This is a genomic window from Luteimonas viscosa, assembly GCF_008244685.1.
Classification (GTDB): domain Bacteria; phylum Pseudomonadota; class Gammaproteobacteria; order Xanthomonadales; family Xanthomonadaceae; genus Luteimonas; species Luteimonas viscosa.
Genome location: NZ_VTFT01000001.1, coordinates 2638488 through 2654201, shown reverse-complemented (window position 1 = coordinate 2654201; position 15714 = coordinate 2638488). Strand labels below are relative to the sequence as shown.

Annotated in this window: 11 protein-coding genes; 7 read left to right on the top strand and 4 right to left on the bottom strand. The window is 69.0% G+C overall.

Annotated elements, in window-relative coordinates:
* Positions 1-6 precede the first annotated feature (6 nt).
* Complete coding sequence (locus FZO89_RS11690; RefSeq protein ID WP_149103421.1) at positions 7-1701, top strand: glycoside hydrolase family 43 protein; 1695 nt, start codon at positions 7-9, stop codon at positions 1699-1701.
* A gap of 289 nt (positions 1702-1990) precedes the next feature.
* The gene (locus tag FZO89_RS11685; protein ID WP_149103420.1) at positions 1991-2452 is read left to right on the top strand and encodes a DUF305 domain-containing protein; all 462 of its coding nucleotides are present in this window, start codon (positions 1991-1993) and stop codon (positions 2450-2452) included.
* Between the two features lie 168 nt (positions 2453-2620).
* Here the strand turns inward: FZO89_RS11685 and FZO89_RS11680 are convergent, their stop codons facing one another.
* Positions 2621-4303, bottom strand: coding sequence for an electron transfer flavoprotein-ubiquinone oxidoreductase (locus tag FZO89_RS11680; protein WP_149103419.1), 1683 nt, complete (start codon positions 4301-4303; stop codon positions 2621-2623).
* 173 nt (positions 4304-4476) lie between these two features.
* On the opposite strand from FZO89_RS11680, the gene queD reads away from it, so the two are divergent.
* The gene (gene queD / locus FZO89_RS11675) at positions 4477-4830 is read left to right on the top strand and encodes a 6-carboxytetrahydropterin synthase QueD (RefSeq protein ID WP_149103418.1); all 354 of its coding nucleotides are present in this window, start codon (positions 4477-4479) and stop codon (positions 4828-4830) included.
* Positions 4831-4985: 155 nt separating this feature from the next.
* The gene (locus FZO89_RS11670) at positions 4986-5390 is read left to right on the top strand and encodes a phasin family protein (RefSeq protein WP_149103417.1); all 405 of its coding nucleotides are present in this window, start codon (positions 4986-4988) and stop codon (positions 5388-5390) included.
* A 563-nt stretch (positions 5391-5953) separates the two neighbouring features.
* Here FZO89_RS11670 and FZO89_RS11665 read toward each other — a convergent pair.
* A complete protein-coding gene (locus FZO89_RS11665) occupies positions 5954-7264 on the bottom strand; it encodes a DUF4832 domain-containing protein (RefSeq protein ID WP_149103416.1) in 1311 nt (436 codons plus the stop codon).
* A gap of 317 nt (positions 7265-7581) precedes the next feature.
* Positions 7582-10461 (bottom strand): TonB-dependent receptor, encoded by a 2880-nt coding sequence (locus tag FZO89_RS11660; protein WP_262378628.1) that lies wholly within the window; start codon positions 10459-10461, stop codon positions 7582-7584.
* Between the two features lie 131 nt (positions 10462-10592).
* On the opposite strand from FZO89_RS11660, the gene FZO89_RS11655 reads away from it, so the two are divergent.
* The gene (locus FZO89_RS11655) at positions 10593-11372 is read left to right on the top strand and encodes a DeoR/GlpR family DNA-binding transcription regulator (protein WP_149103415.1); all 780 of its coding nucleotides are present in this window, start codon (positions 10593-10595) and stop codon (positions 11370-11372) included.
* A 100-nt stretch (positions 11373-11472) separates the two neighbouring features.
* Here FZO89_RS11655 and FZO89_RS11650 read toward each other — a convergent pair whose 3' ends face one another.
* Complete coding sequence (locus tag FZO89_RS11650) at positions 11473-12597, bottom strand: amidohydrolase family protein (RefSeq protein ID WP_149103414.1); 1125 nt, start codon at positions 12595-12597, stop codon at positions 11473-11475.
* A gap of 112 nt (positions 12598-12709) precedes the next feature.
* Here FZO89_RS11650 and FZO89_RS11645 point away from each other — a divergent pair, with 112 nt between their 5' ends.
* Together FZO89_RS11645 and FZO89_RS11640 are read left to right on the top strand one after the other, a co-directional pair.
* Positions 12710-14803 carry a glycoside hydrolase family 36 protein gene (locus FZO89_RS11645; RefSeq protein ID WP_149103413.1) on the top strand — a complete coding sequence of 698 codons (2094 nt, stop codon included), beginning with the start codon at positions 12710-12712 and terminating at the stop codon, positions 14801-14803.
* Positions 14800-15708 carry a DMT family transporter gene (locus FZO89_RS11640; RefSeq protein ID WP_149103412.1) on the top strand — a complete coding sequence of 303 codons (909 nt, stop codon included), beginning with the start codon at positions 14800-14802 and terminating at the stop codon, positions 15706-15708. The genes FZO89_RS11645 and FZO89_RS11640 overlap by 4 nt, the downstream gene beginning before the upstream one ends.
* Positions 15709-15714: the final 6 nt, after the last annotated feature.

The window sequence follows — 15714 nt, the reverse complement described above, 5'->3', positions numbered from 1 at the left end:
CGGAGCATGATCATGAAACGTTGCCTGGCATTCCTCGCCGGCTGCCTGCTCGCCACCGGCGCCCACGCCGGCGAAGCGCTGTTCACCGAAGTGGCATACACGGGCGACGACGACGGCCCGGCGCCCGGCGCAACGCAGTTCCGCAACCCGGTGATCGCAGGCTTCCATCCCGACCCGTCCGCGATCCGCGTCGGCGACGACTACTACCTGGTCACCTCGAGCTTCGGCTATTTCCCCGGCCTGCCGGTGTTCCACAGCACCGACCTGGTCTCGTGGCGGCAGATCGGCAACGCGATCGACCGGCCGGAGCAGATGCCCTACGGCGATGGCGAGGAACTCACCCGCGGGCTGTTCGCCGCGACCATCAGCCACCACGACGGTACGTTCTACATCGCCAATACCTGTTTCTACTGCCCGGGCCGCGGCATGGGCAACTTCGTCGTCACCGCGCGCGACCCGGCCGGGCCGTGGTCGGATCCGCACTGGCTGGACATCGACGGCATCGACCCGTCGCTGTTCTTCGACGACGACGGCCGCGCCTGGCTGGTCAACAACGGCGTCCCCGAAGGCGAGATGCGCTACGACGGCCATCGCGCGATCTTCATCCAGGAATTCGATGCGGAAACGCTGTCGCTGGTCGGCCCGCGCCTGCAGCTGGTCGACGCCGGCGTGGATCCGGCGAGCAATCCCGAGCACGTCGAAGGTCCGCACGTGTTCCGGCATGACGGCTGGTACTACCTCACTGCGGCCGAGGGCGGCACCGGCGAGCAGCATGCGCAGATGATCTGGCGCAGCCGCGCCGTCACCGGTCCGTACGAGGCCTGGAGCGGCAATCCCACGCTCACCCAGCGCGACCTCGATCCCGCGCGAACCGATCCGGTCACCTCCACCGGCCACGCGCAGTTCGTGCGCGCGCAGGACGACAGCTGGTGGGCGGTGTTCCTCGCCACCCGCCCCTACCGCGGCAACCAGTACAACCTCGGCCGCGAGACCTTCCTGCTGCCGGTGCAGTGGCGCGAGGGCTGGCCGGTGATCCTGGCGCGCGGCGAACGCGTGCCCGCGGTGCTGGAACGTCCTGCGCTGCCCCGCGACGCGGCCACGCCGCCCACCACCGGGCCGATGGCGTGGACGGAGCGGTTCGGGGCCGGCACGTTGCCGCCGCAGTGGGTGATGCTCGATCCGCCGAAGACCGCGTGGTTCACCACTGGCGACGGCCTGCGAATCACGCCTGCCGCGACGCCGCTCGGCGCGCACGGCCAGTCGCGCGGGCAGCCGGCCTATGTCGCCCATCGGCTGCTGCACCATCACGCCACGCTCGCCACCACGCTCGACGCCGCCGCCCTCGACGCCGGCGAATTCGCGGGCATGGCGCTGCTGCAGAACGAGCGTTACCACTACGTGGCGGGCCTGGAACGCGACGAGCGCGGCGCGGCGCTGGTGCTGCTGCGCCGTGCCGGCAAGGACGAACCCGAAGGTGGCCGCGAACTCGCACGGATTCGGCTGTCCGGAGTGCCGGCGCAGGTCTCGCTGCGTTTCCGCCTCGCCGCGCCGCGCCTCGATGTCGACTACGCGCTCGCGCCGGGCGACTGGAAGCCGCTCGCCGCCGACCTCGATGCCAGCCTGCTGAGCGTCGACACCGCCGGCGGCTTCATCGGCAATACCTTCGGGCCCTACGCGGTGCGGCGCGATGGCCACCCGTAGGGAGCTGCACGGGGAGGCGATCGCGGCCGGCGCAACGCCGCGCGATTGCGGACCGCCCTTGGCGTCGCATTCACGGACTCTGCACGCCGGCGGCACCGGCATCCGCTAGATTCGTCGCACGCGCTGCCGCCGGGATGTCCGGCCACGCGAACCGCCTTCCGGCGCACGCCCCGCTTCGCGGCATCGGCGTCCGACTGCCGCGTGCGCGCGCCTCCCGATTCGCACCGCCGGCGCGGACGCGACCGGCCGTGGCGTCCCCCGTACAGATCCTTGCCAGCAGGAGAGTCCGATGAGCCCGTACCCCCGCTTCGGCGTCATGATCGCCACCTCGACACTCGTCATGTTCGGCCTGATGTACCTGCATACATACGCGCCGGACCACGTGTTCTTCTCGGAGACCCGCGCCTACATGGCCCTGATCATGGGCGCGTCGATGGCGACCTTGATGCTGCTGTTCATGCTGCACATGTACCAGGACCGCCGGAAGAACATGGCCATCTTCGCGGCCGCGGCCGTGGTCTTCGCCGGCGCGCTGTGGCTGGTGCGAAGCCAGCGCACGGTCGACGATGTCTCGTACATGCGCGCGATGATCCCGCATCATTCGATCGCCATCCTCACCAGCGAGCGGGCGCGCATCCGGGATCCGCGCGTGCGGGCGCTGGCCGACGAGATCATCGAGGCGCAGCGTCGCGAGATCGACGAGATGAAGCAGCTGATCGACGAGCTTGAAAGCACCGCCGCGCAACGGTGAGCCTGGACGCCCACCCGCGCGGCAATCCGGTGTCCAGTTCGTGGCCTGCCCTCATCCGGCCCTTCGGGCCACCTTCTCCCGCGCCGCGGGAGAAGGACCGCGCACCCGCGCCGGCGGAAAAGAACCGCGTGGCGCTCAGCGTGAGAACGACCGCAATGCGGGCGGCCGCTACATCCCCGCGTAGTTGGGCCCGCCCCCGCCCTGCGGCGCGACCCAGACGATGTTCTGCATCGGGTCCTTGATGTCGCAGGTCTTGCAGTGCACGCAGTTGGCGAAGTTGATCTGCAGCCGCTCGCTGCCGGGTTCGCCGACGAACTCGTACACCGCCGCCGGGCAGTAGCGCGCTTCCGGTCCGGCGTACTCCTTCAGGTTCACCTCCACCGGAATCGACGCATCCTTCAGGGTCAGGTGGCTGGGCTGGTTCTCGTCGTGGTGGGTGCTCGACAGGAACACCGAGCTCAGCCGGTCGAAGGTGAGCACGCCGTCGGGCTTGGGATACGCGATCCTCGCGTGCCGGGCCGCGGGCTCCAGGCAGGCGTGGTCGGGCTTGTCGCGGTGCAGCGTCCACGGCGGGTTGCGGATGCCGAGTTTCGGCAGCAGCCACTGCTCGATGCCGGTCATCAGCGTCGCCAGGGTGCGGCCCTTCTTGAACCACTGCTTGAAGTTCTTCGACTGCAGCAGCTCCTGGTGCAGCCAGCTGCGCTCGAACGCTTCCGGATACGTCGACAGCTCGTCGTGCAAGCGGCCCTCGCCGAGCGCGGCGAACGCGGCTTCGGCCGCGAGCATGCCGGTCTTGATCGCGGCGTGGCTGCCCTTGATCCGGCTGGCGTTGAGGGTACCGGCCTCGCAGCCGACCAGGGCGCCGCCCGGGAACACCAGCTTCGGCAGCGACAGCAGGCCACCGGCGGTGATCGCGCGCGCGCCGTAGCCGATGCGCTTGCCGCCCTCGAGGTGTTTGCGGATCGCCGGATGGGTCTTCCAGCGCTGGAATTCCTCGAACGGGCTCAGGTACGGATTGGCGTAGTCCAGTCCGACCACGAAGCCGAGCGTGATCCTGCCGTCCTCGGCGTGGTACAGGAACGAGCCGCCATAGGTGTCGTCCGCGAGCGGCCAGCCGGCGGTGTGCACCACCAGCCCGGGCTGGTGCCGCTCCGGGTCGGCCTGCCAGAGTTCCTTGATGCCGATGCCGTAGCTCTGCGGGTCGCGGCCGGCGTCGAGCCCGAACTTCGCGATCAGGCGCCGGCCCAGGTGGCCGCGCGAGCCTTCGGCGAAGATCGTGTACTTCGCGTGCAGTTCCATCCCGAGCTGGAACTCGGGCGTCGGCTCGCCGTCGCGGCCGAGGCCGAGGTTGCCTGTGGCCACGCCGCGTACCGCGCCGTCGTCGGTGTACAGCACTTCGTCGGCGGCGAAGCCGGGGAAGATCTCCACGCCCAGCGCTTCGGCCTGCTGCGCCAGCCAGCGCGTCACCGCGCCCAGCGAGACGATGTAGTTGCCGTGGTTGTCGAAGCACTCGGGCAGGAAGAACGCCGGCGTGGCGCGGGCGCCGTCCTCGCCGAGGAACAGGAACTCGTCGCGCGTCACCGCCTGCTTCAGCGGCGCGCCACGCTCGGCCCAGTCCGGGAACAGCTCGGCCAGCGCGCGCGGATCCATGATCGCGCCCGAGAGGATGTGCGCGCCCGGCTCGGAGCCCTTCTCCAGCACGCAGACCGACACCTCGCGCCCCGCTTCCGCGGCCAGTTGCCTGAGCCGGATCGCCGTCGCCAGCCCGCCGGGACCGGCGCCGACCACGACCACGTCGTATTCCATCGCTTCTCGCGGGCCGTGGGTGGCCAGCAGTTCTTCGGGTGTCATCGGCTTTGCTCCTCGCGGGGCATGGCGGCATCGTGGATGTGCGGTAGGCCGGCGCGCACCGGTTTCCGCGCTGCGCGCGTCCAGTCGGCCAAGGGGCCGTACGCTACCGCATCGCCGTCGCAAACCCCAAGTTCCACGATTGCCCGCCGGTGCCGGCGCAAGGACAATGCCGCATGGACATCTTCAAGAGCTTCACCCTCGAAGCCGCGCACCGGCTGCCGAACGTGCCTCCCGGCCACAAGTGCGCGCGCCTGCACGGGCACTCGTTCGGGGTGGAACTGCACGTGAGCGGCGAGCCGGGCGCGGACAGCGGCTGGGTGATGGACTTCGCCGACATCAAGGCCGCATTCAAGCCGCTCCATGACCAACTGGACCACCACTACCTCAACGACGTGCCCGGGCTGGAAAATCCGACCAGCGAGCGGCTGGCGGTCTGGATCTGGGAGCGCCTGAAGCCCGCCCTGCCGGCGCTAAGTGCCGTGGTGGTCCGGGAAACCTGCACCTCGGGGTGCCGGTACAGCGGCTGAGGGGTCCCCGGTCCGAGCAAGCGGCTGATTTACCTGCAAACCTGAACGCCATTCAGCCGTTCGTCGGGTCGATGTTGCACTGCAACATAATCATGGCTATCCTGCATCGCACAAACCCGGCAACCCCGTGCCGGCACTGATCGCAGGAGATCACCATGAACTACCAGTACAACGAGCAGTTCGCAGCCGCGACGCGTCAGTTCGCCGACACCGCTGCGCGCATCAACCAGCTTGCCCTCGAGAACGCCCAGAAGGTCTTCGGCCTGCAGATGGCGACCCTCGAAGAGAACGCCGAAGCCACCTTCGCGTTCTTCGGCGAAGCCGCCGAGGTGCGCGATTTCGACGGCATGAAGACCCTGCTGCCGAAGGGCGTGCAGATCGCCCGCGAAAACGTCGAGCGCAGCATCAGCGCCGGCCAGGAAGTCTTCGGCACCACCGTGAAGACCAACGAGGCCATCGCCGAGATCGCCAAGTCGCAGCTCGAGGCCGCCACCGTCAAGGCGCAGGCCCAGGCCGAGAAGGTCGTGGCTTCGGCCGCCAAGGCGACCAAGCGCCGCTGAGCGACGCGCAGTCCCCCGAGCCGGCGCGTCCCTCCCCGCGCCGCGCTCGAACCGGAAACCCGGCGGCCTTGGCTGCCGGGTTTTTTTGGTTCTTCTCCAATGAGAGGGACCCTGGCCAAGTTGTCAGGGATTGGCCCCGGCCTTGCGGCTCGGGTCGTTCCGGGCCGGGGATTGCTCTTCGGCTCGGTCAGCCATCCATGGCTGACTCGCCGCCGCAGCGCATCCATGCGCTGCTTTCCGCAACCCCCGACCCGGAACGCCCATCGGCCGACCATTGGCGTGGCTTCGAAGGGCAGGCCACCGGGCCATCGCGGCCAGAGCAACGGTGAGCCGCGTCCTGGTGCCCGGGGATCGCGGCAAGCAGAACATGGATGTTTTGCGCGCGAGCGAAAAGCGATCCCCGGGCGCCAGGGCGCGGCGTCCATCCGAAGTCCCGGCAATGTCTTCTCCATCGCGGACTATCTCTCTCTCCCATGGGAGAAGAACCTTTTCTTGGCCCGCCCCCGGATTCGGAGCAGCGATGTCGCCAGCGACCGGGAACCTCGAACACTCCTGTCGCTGCGTTACGTCAGCGATGCGTTGAACTGGATCCGTTGTCCCGGCACCAGGCGATCGCTTTCGATGCCGATCTCCAGCGCCTCGCGCTGGTGCGGCCCGATGCAGGCCTGGAAGGTGTCTTCGTCGCCGGGCAGCAATCCCTTCAGCGATGCGCCCGCCCGCTGGCCGTTGGCGGCCGGCCAGGCGTGGTGGTAGATCGGTGCCGCTCCTTCGTTGCGGACCGCCATGCGCACGCAGTCACCATCGCTTTCCAGCGCCGTGACCCGGAACGCGTAGCCGGTCGCCATCGCCGCCTGCCTGATCCTCGCACGCGACTGGTACCGGGGCTGGTCGTTCCCGATCATGTAGCTGATGCGGTACTGCGCCACGAAGGATTCGAAGCTGCGGCCGTGCGGGCCATCGGGCAGGTCGAGCACGTGCGCCTGGTCGTAATCGCTGTAGTAGCTGAACTCGCCGCCGGCCGGGCCATCATGGTGGCGCGCGTCGCCGAAGAAGCGCCAGGCGGCGCGGTTGTATTCGGTGTCGCTCTCCGAGTGGCGCTCGTGCATGAAGGAGTCGTCGAACAGGCCGAAACGCAGCGTGCGCAGCGACGGCACCGACGGGAACGGCGAGTAGACTCCGCTCGCGGCGTCGATCGAGACCGACCAGGGCGTGTCGACGAAATTCGCGCCCAGATGTTCGAGCGCCTGCTGCTGGAATGCCTTCGACGGAAACGTGTGTCCCAGCGTGAGCGGCCCGTCCCACAGGTGGTACTCGGCGTAGGAGCCGAAGCCCACCTGCACGAAGGCCAGGCGCGGGTCGCGGTCGTAGCGTTGCGCGAAGCGGGTGTAGAAGTCGAGCACGAACTGCCGCAGCCGCTGCGAGCGCCAGTCGGGGATGAAGGTACGGCGCCCCTCGACGGTGTGGAAGGCGGTGACGTGGTCAGGGCCGTCGGCGATGTCGGCCGGGATGGAGATCTCCGTGCGACCGGGATAGGTGTCGTGGAAGCGCAGGATCATCTGGTGTCCGCGCGCGGCGGCGGCGGCCAGGCGCGTGTCGACGGGAGACCAGTCGAACGTGGTGGAGCTGGGACTCACGTCGCTGTAGCGCAGGTAGGCGAACTCCAGCTGCACGTCCTCGCCCAGCGCGGCCAGGCCGGCGGCGTTGTCGTTCCACAGCACGATGCCGGTCATCGGCTGGACCGCATCGATGCGGGACTGCAGCGGCACCGGGATGAAGGCCGATGCCGCGCGCCGGTGCCGGGCGCCGCGTCCGCCGGTCGTGCGCGACGATGCCGCGGCTGCCTGCGCCGGCGGCGAAGCGGTTCCGGCAGGCACCCCGCGCGCCATTGCAGCCGCGCGATCGGTTCGCGACTCCCTCTGCGGCAGGGCACCTCGCGCTTGCCCCGCCACCACCAAGCCCACCGGCACGCGATGGACGGCTTCGTTGCTCGCCTGCGGCCATTCGTCCGCGACTGGCGCATCCGCTCGCCCGCGTTCCGAAGTCCGCGACAAGGCCTGCGATGCGCCGGTGCAGACCAGCGCCAGCGCCAATGCCGCCGGGATCGCGCCCGCCGGGATTCTCCAGCGTCCCATCGCCTCGACTCCTTACTCCATGGAAGCGGCCGGCCAGGCAGGCTGGCCGCGCGGAACCGTCAGAACCGGTAGCTCAGGCCCACCGTGATCGAACGACCGTAGCGGTAGTACCCCTGCGACAGCAGCGGATTGCCGTTGATGCTGTAGGTATTGGCCTCGTCGAGCAGGTTGCTGCCCTCCAGCGACACGGTGAAGTCGTCGTTGACGTTGTAGGACGCGTGCGCGGTGAGCCAGGTGATCGGGTCTGCCTCTTCGTTGTAGCCGCCGCCGAGCACGTTGATGGCGGTGACGAAACCGTCGGTGCGGTCGGCGGTCGCGCCCAGCGACCACGGGCCCTTCTCGTACATCACCCCCAGCGAGTAGACCGACGGCGCGATGCCTTCCAGCGGACGCTCCTCGTCGTCGACCCAGCTGCTCGACCAGTTGCGTGTGTACTGCGCGCGGAAGCCGAATCCGCTTTCCCAGAAGTGCTGCAGGCCCGCCTCGAAGCCATGGACCTTGGCGTAGTCGCCGTTGATCGGGCGCATGATGTTGAACAGGGTCGGGCCATCGGTCACCGGGTTGCCGTCGGTGTCGACGATCGGGCCCACGCCGATGTCCTGGCCGGGCTCCCAGCTGGTGGTGATCTGGTTCTCGATGCGCTTGCGGAAGACGGCGAAGTTGGCGATCGAGTTCTCGGCGAAGTACCACTCCAGAGATGCGTCCGCCTGCTTCGCGCTGTAGGGCTCGAGTTCGGCGTTGCCGCCGTAGATCTGGGTGAACTCGCCCCAGGCCACGCTCTCGGTGGTGTTGGTCGGCGCCAGCTGGCTCACCGCCGGGCGCGCCATGGTCTTGGCGGCGCCCAGGCGCAATTGCAGGTCGTCGGTGAAGCGCCAGGTGAAGTTGGCCGTCGGCAGGGCGTAGGTGTATTCCGATTCCTGGTAGACCGACGACGGCTCGGCGTAGACGGCCGAGTAGTTGAAGGCGCCGAACTCGACGATGCTCAGGATCTCCGCGTCCCAAGCCTGCGCGGTGGTGCGCGTCTTGACCAGGCGCAGGCCGACGTTGCCGCTCCAGCGCTCGCCCGACAGGTCCAGCTCGATATAACTCGCCAGCGTCTTTTCCGACACTCGATAGCTCTGCAGCGGGTTCCATACTGGCGCCGCCGCGGCGTAGTCGTAGCTGCCGCCGCCCGGGCGCGGATTGCCGTCGTAGGCCTCGAGCGCGGCGATGTAGCCGGGCACGTCGAAGCCCAGGAACGAGCGCGGGAACACCGACGACACGCCGCTCATGAAGTTGGGCAGGTTGAAGGTGTCCGAGATCACGCTGCCGCCGAGGTCGCCGACGTTGATCGCGTTGCCGCCGGAGTAGTAGTCCGCGCCGCCGTTGAGGGCGTTGTTGACCAGGTCGCGGGCCTTGCGCCGGTCGGTGCGGTTGACGCCGAACTTCAGTCTGTCGATGCCGAGTTCGCCGACGAACAGCTCGCCGGCGACGGCGCCTCCGGTGATCCGGTCGTCGATGTTGTCGCCGGCCAGCGAGAAGTAGTGCGTGTTGAAATCGTCCGCGCCGAACTGGCCGGCCGCCAGGCCGCCGATCAGGTCGCGGCCGTCGGCGAAGGTCGCCTGCACGTTCGGCACGCCGCCGTCCAGCCAGATCCGCGCCACGTTGGGCTGGTTCATGCGCAGCACCACGTACGAATCCTGTCCACCGGAATAGCGGCTGGAGGTGGAGCGGTACAGGTCGGCGGTGAGGGTGAAGTCGTCGTTGACCTTCCATTGCCCGTTGACGCCGTACAGGTCGGTATCGACCACCCGGTACTCGGTCTGGTTCAGCAGCTCGGGATTGAGCCGCATCTCCGGATCGGGGTTGTCCATGGTGAAGTCGGTGACGATGCCGTCGTTGATGGTCATGTTCGACCAGCGCCCCGGCGCGAACAGCGGATAGTACGACTGCTGGTAGCCGACCTGCGGCGAATCGAGCCGCGTCTTCAGGCCGTCGACCGAGATCCTCACGCTGTCGCTCGGCCGCCACTCCAGCTTGGCCGACAGCGCCGTGCGCTTCTTCTCTTCCAGGATCGAACCGACCCGGAACTGGCCGGGGCCGATCAGGCCGTATTCGTCCTCGTCGAGCACGCCGTTGCCGTCGGGATCGATATGGCCGCCCCAGGTGTTGCCCCACAGCCAGCTCTCGTCGTTCGGATCGGCGTTGCGGCTCCAGCCGCCATCGTTGCCGGCGACGTCGGTGCGGTCCTTGCGCTTCGCGTAGACCAGGCCGACCAGCACGCCGAAGGTATCGTCGGCGTAGGTGTTGCTGTAGACGGCCGACAGCTTGCCGCCGTCGTATTCCGACATCAGGTTGCGGTCGCCTTCCAGGCGCAGCGCGCCGTGCTGCCCGGTGCGGTCGAACGGGCTGGCCGAACGCAGGTTGACCAGGCCGCCGATCGCGCCCTCGGTCAGCGAGGCCTGCGCGCCCTTGATCACGTCGGCGCCGCTGATGACGTCGGCCGGGAGCACGTCGTAGGCGAAGTCGCGGCCGGCGCCGTCGGTGGCGAGGATGCGGCCGTTGAAGGTGGTCAGCGTGTATTCCGGGCCGAGCCCGCGCACGCTCACCCGCTGCCCTTCGCCCCCCGCCGTGCGCGAGATCGAGACGCCTGTGATGTGGCTCAGCGAGTCGGCGACGTTGTCGTCGGGGAACTTGCCCAGTTCCAGCGCGCTGATCGAATCCTGCACGGTCGAGGAATCGCGCTTGAGCTCGGTGGCGCGCGCCAGGCTGCCGCGGACGCCCGTGACCACCACGGTCTCCATCGACTCGATCGCCTCGTCGCTGCCCGGTGCCGGTTCCGCAGCGGACGGTTCGACCGCGGCGGGGTCGGACTGCTGGGCGAGGAGGGGATACGGCGCCAGCATCGCCAGGGCGATGCTGAAGGCGAGCGTTTTCCGGTGCAGTCGGACGGTCGTCACGGAGGTCTCCTCGGGGCGGTAGCGGGCGGAAGGTGAACGAAACGAAACCGAGCCTATCCTATGTTTCGTTTCGCATCAATAGCGAAATTTAACGAAATGTCGCATACTCCGACCGCAGAGGAAAGGACCCCATGGCCGCCACCCGCGACACCAGCCAGAGACGCCTGCAGATCAGCGAACTCGTGCGCCAGCACGGCAGCGTGCAGGTGACCGCGCTGGCGCGCCGTTTCGGCGTCAGCATGCAGACGGTACGCAAGGACCTGCGCTACCTCGCCGAGCGCGGGGTCATGGCCCGCGCCTACGGCGGCGCGATCGACAGCCACGTGGTCGGCGGCGCCCTGTCCGAACCGCCCTACGAGGCCAAGCGCACCTCGCACCTCGACGAGAAGCGCCGCATCGGGCTGCGCGCGGCGACCCTGGTCAAGGCCGGCGACACCATCGCGATCGATTCGGGCACCACCGCCATCCAGCTGGCCGAGGCGCTGCCGAACATCGACGTCACCGTGGTCACCAACGACTTCAACGTGCTGGCCGCGCTGACCCCGAAGAACAACATCCGCATCGTGATGCTCGGCGGCGAGCTGCGCCGCAAGAACATGGCCTTCTACGGCGGGCTCACCGTCGAGGCGCTCGACGCGCTGCACGTGGACCGGCTGTTCCTCGGGGTCGACGGCTTCGATCTCGAGCGCGGGATCACCACGCACTACGAGCCCGAGGCGATGCTCAACCGCAAGATGGTCGAGGCCGCGCGCGTGGTGGTCGCGATCACCGACAGCTCGAAGTTCGGCACCGTGTGCCTGCACCGCATCATCCCGGTCACCGACCTCGACACGCTGATCACCGATACCGGCGCGCCGGAGGACATCCGCGCCGCCAGCCAGCAGCTCGGTTTCGAACTGCTGCTGGCCTAGGTCGTCCCGGCCAGCCACGTGCTTCGACGCATGCGGATGCATGCGTACATGACCCGGAAACGGCCGCGTCGCCGTCGATCGGAACGCATCGCGCGCGACGTCAATCGGCGTTGCCTTCCCGCAGGAACACGCGACGCGCATTGTGGTGGTAGATCTTGTCGATCACCGCACGTGGCAGCGCCAGGCCCGCCACGTCCGCGCCGATCATGTCCACGTGCTGGGTTTCGGCGGTCGCCAGATAGCGCCAGTCCGCCGTCCAGACCGTGTGGGCGGTGCGGCGCATCTCGTCCGGCTCCGTGTCCGGCGCCTGGGTGAGGTCGGTGCCGTAGAGAATCCGGTCCTGGTGGCGGATGAAGAAGCGGCGCACGCGCTCGCGGTCGCGCACGGACTGGTATTGCACCTGGCTCATGCGTGCGGCGAGGTCGATGCTGGCGTTGGGGAACCGGTCGAGGAACGCGCCCAGGCGATCGACGTCGTATTCGAGGCTGGCCATGTGCGCGCCGACGAAACGCAGCCGCGGATGCGCGGCCACGAAGCGGTCGCGCACCGCCATGTGGTCCTCGTACGAAGGCTCGTCCGGATGCAGGTACATGTGGTACTGCGGGTGGTTGGCGAAGTACTCGCGGTCGTTGTCGGTGGTCATCTGCTCCAGCGGCAGCCAGCAGTTGTGCGGCTCGCCCTGGTGGCCGATCAGGGCCAGGCCGCGCGCGCGCACGTGTTCGGCCACCGGCGCCAGCGCGGGATGGTCGAGCATGACCAGGCGCCCGTCCGCATCCTTCTCGATCATGCCCACGTTCTTCCAGATCTTGACCGCCAGCGCGCCCTCATCGGCCGCGGCGTCGACCGCCTGCCCGACCGAACTGCGCCACTGCGGGGTGCCGAAGCCGTCCATCGAGAACGTGGCGGCCCAGTGCAGGCGCGCGGGATCGGCCTTCGCCAGCGCGAGCGCGGCGGTGCGCTGGTCGGCGATCGACGGGAACACCGGGTAGTCGACGTTGATCGTCAGCAGTTCGAAGTTGTCGGCCGCGGCCTGATCGAGGAAGGCGCGCTGGGAGGTGTTGGCGTGCACGTGCGCGTCGAACTTCGCCACGCGGGCGAAATCGGCCATGGTGTAGGTCGCATCCTTCGCGGCCGCATCGGCCACGGCGGGGGTGGTGGCGACCGGCGCGCAGGCGGTCGCGAGCGCCAGGATCGCGCCGAGGCAGGCAAGGGACCGGGCGTGCATCGCGGGCTCCGTCGGAATGTAACGAAACTTATATACAACATATCGAAACAAAAATGTTGCATCGCTGGGGCCCGTCACGCAGAATGCCCCCGCACTCCTTCGGAACCGTCCCATGACCCCGATCGGACGCCGCACCGTCCTCAAGCTGGCCGCCGGCACCGTCGCGCTGGCCGCGCTCCCCTCCTTGTCCGCCGCGCGTGCCGGGTCCTCCCGGCCGGCACGCGCGGTGGCGCACGACGACCGCCTGGCCATCCGCTTCGACGCGCGCATGCATACCGCGATCGAGCGCGGCGGCAACGCGATGACCGGCTTCCAGCCCAGCGAAGTGCTGCTGCTGGCCGACGGCACCGAACTGCAGGACTTCGCCTTCGCCGACGAGCGCATCCAACCGCTGGACGACGCGCGCCACGGCAGCGGACGCCGCCATGTCCTGCGCGGCCGCTCGGCCGGCGGGATCGAGAAGACCGTCGACCTGACCTTCTACGCACGCTATCCGGGCCTGGCGATCCTGGCCACCACCTACCGCAACGGCGGCGACGCCCCGCTGGAGCTGGCCGGCTGGCGCAACGCCGCGTACGAGCTGGACGATGCGCCCGGGGGCTTCTGGAGCTTCTCCGGCGCCACCCATACCGACCGGCGCGACTGGGTGCAGCCGGTGGACGCCGACTTCAACCAGCGCAACACCCTGGCGATGGATTCGTCCGACTACGGTGGCGGCACGCCGGTGGCCGACCTGTGGCGCCGCGACGGCGGCCTGGCCGTGGGCCATGTCGAGGCGATGCCGCGGCTGCTGGACATGCCGGTGCGCAAGACCGCGCGCGGCGCCAGCATCGCGCTTGAAAGCGCGCAGCCGGCCACGCTGCCGCCGGGCGGCACGCTGACGACCGAGCGCACGCTGCTGTGCGTGCACAGCGGCGATTTCTACGCCCCGCTTGAACTCTACCGCGGCCTGCTGGGCGACCAGGGCATCGCCGCGCGCGAGGTGCCGGACTCCGCCTTCGCGCCGATCTGGTGCGCCTGGGGCTACGAGCGCGACTTCACCACCGAGCAGGTGCTGGCCACCCTGCCCAAGGCGCGCGAACTCGGGTTCGAGTGGGCGGTGCTCGACGACGGCTGGCAGACCAACGAGGGCGACTGGGCGATCGACCTGCGCAAGTTCCCGCGCGGCGACGCCGACATGCGCGCCTTCACCGATGCGGTGCGCGCCCAGGGCCTGCGCCCGCGCCTGTGGCTGGCGCCGCTGGCGGCCGACCCCGGCAGCGACGTGCTGCACCAGCACCCCGACATGCTGCTGCTGGACGAATACGGCGGTTTCCAGAAGGTGACGTGGTGGAACGCGCTCACCCAGTGCCCCGCCTACGACAAGACCATCGATTACTACGTCGCGTTCGTGAAGAAGGCGATCGGCGAATGGGGCTTCGAGGGACTGAAGCTCGACGGCCAGCACCTCAACGCGGTCGCACCCTGCCATAACCCCGCGCACAACCACGCGCACCCGGCCGAGTCGTGCGAGAAGCTGCCCGACTTCTGGAACGCGATCCACGCCGCCGCGCGCGAGGCCAATCCCGAGGCGGTGGTGGAACTGTGCCCCTGCGGCACCGCGTTCGCGTTCCACAACCTGCCGGCCACCGACCAGTTCCCTTCGTCCGACCCGCTGTCGTCCTGGCAGGTGCGGCACAAGGGCAAGACCGTCAAGGCGCTGATGGGGCGCGGCAGCAGCTACGCCGGCGACCACGTCGAACTCAGCACCGGCGGCCAGGACTTCGCCAGCAGCGTCGGCATCGGCGCGGTGATCTCGACCAAGTTCACCTGGCCGCGCGACACCGACCGTCCCAACCCCGGCCCGCTGCCGCCCGGCGGCTTCGTGCTGACGCCGGAGAAGGAAGCGCTGTGGCGCAAGTGGGTGGACCTGTACAAGGCGCACATGCTGCCGAAGGGCGAATATCGCGGCGCGCTGTACGACATCGGCTTCGACAGGCCGGAGGCGCACGCGATCGCGAAGGATGGCGCGATGTACTACGCGTTCTACGCCGATGCCTGGAACGGCCCGCTGCAACTGCGCGGCCTCGGCAAGGGCCGCTGGCGTGTGCGCGACCTGTTCGAGGATCGCGAGCTGGGGGTCGTCGATTCACGCGCGAACACGCTGGACGCCGCATTCGAAGGCTTCCTGCTGCTGCAGGCGCTGCCCGAAGGCGAAGGCGCATGAGCGCGGCACCGCGCACGGGACGCCCGTGGCTGGTCTATGCGCTGGTGACCGTCCTGCTGTGGGGCGTCTGGGGCGCGCTGGCGGGGCTTTCCTCGCAGCACGGCTTTCCGGACACGCTGGTGTATTGCGTATGGGCGCTGACGATGATCCCGCCGGCGCTGTTCGTGCTGTGGCGCACCGGCTGGTCGCTGGACCGCACCCCCGGCGCCATCGGCTACGGCATGGCCATCGGCCTGCTGGGCGCAGGCGGGCAGATGGTGCTGTTCAAGGCGCTCACCACCGGGCCCGCCTACTTCATCTTCCCGGTGATCTCGCTGTCGCCGGTGGTGACGATCGCATTGTCGTTCCTGCTGCTGCGCGAGCGTACCGGCCGGCTCGGCGCGCTCGGCATCGCGCTGGCGCTGGTGGCATTGCCGATGCTCGACCTGTCGTTCGGCGGCGGCGCGCAGGGGCTGGGCTGGTTCCCGCTGGCGCTGCTGATCATGCTGGCCTGGGGGGTGCAGGCCTATTTCATGAAGCTGGCCAACAACACCGTCGGCGCCGAGAGCATCTTCTTCTACATGATGCTCGGGGCGCTGCTGCTGATCCCGGTGGCGTGGGGCATGACCGACTGGACGCAACCGCTGAACCTGGGCCTCGACGGGCCGTGGATGGCCGCCGCGATCCAGACCCTCAACGCGGTCGGCGCGCTGATGCTGGTCTATGCCTTCCGCTACGGCAAGGCGATCGTGGTCGCGCCGCTGACCAATGCCGGCGCGCCGCTGGTCACCGCGGCGCTGTCGCTGCTGATCGCCGGCGTGGTGCCCGGCCCCCTGAAGATGGTCGGCCTCGCGCTGGCGCTGGTGGCTTCGCTGCTGCTGGTGCTGCAGCCCGAGCACGACGCCCCCGCGCCCCGGGCGCCCTGACACGGA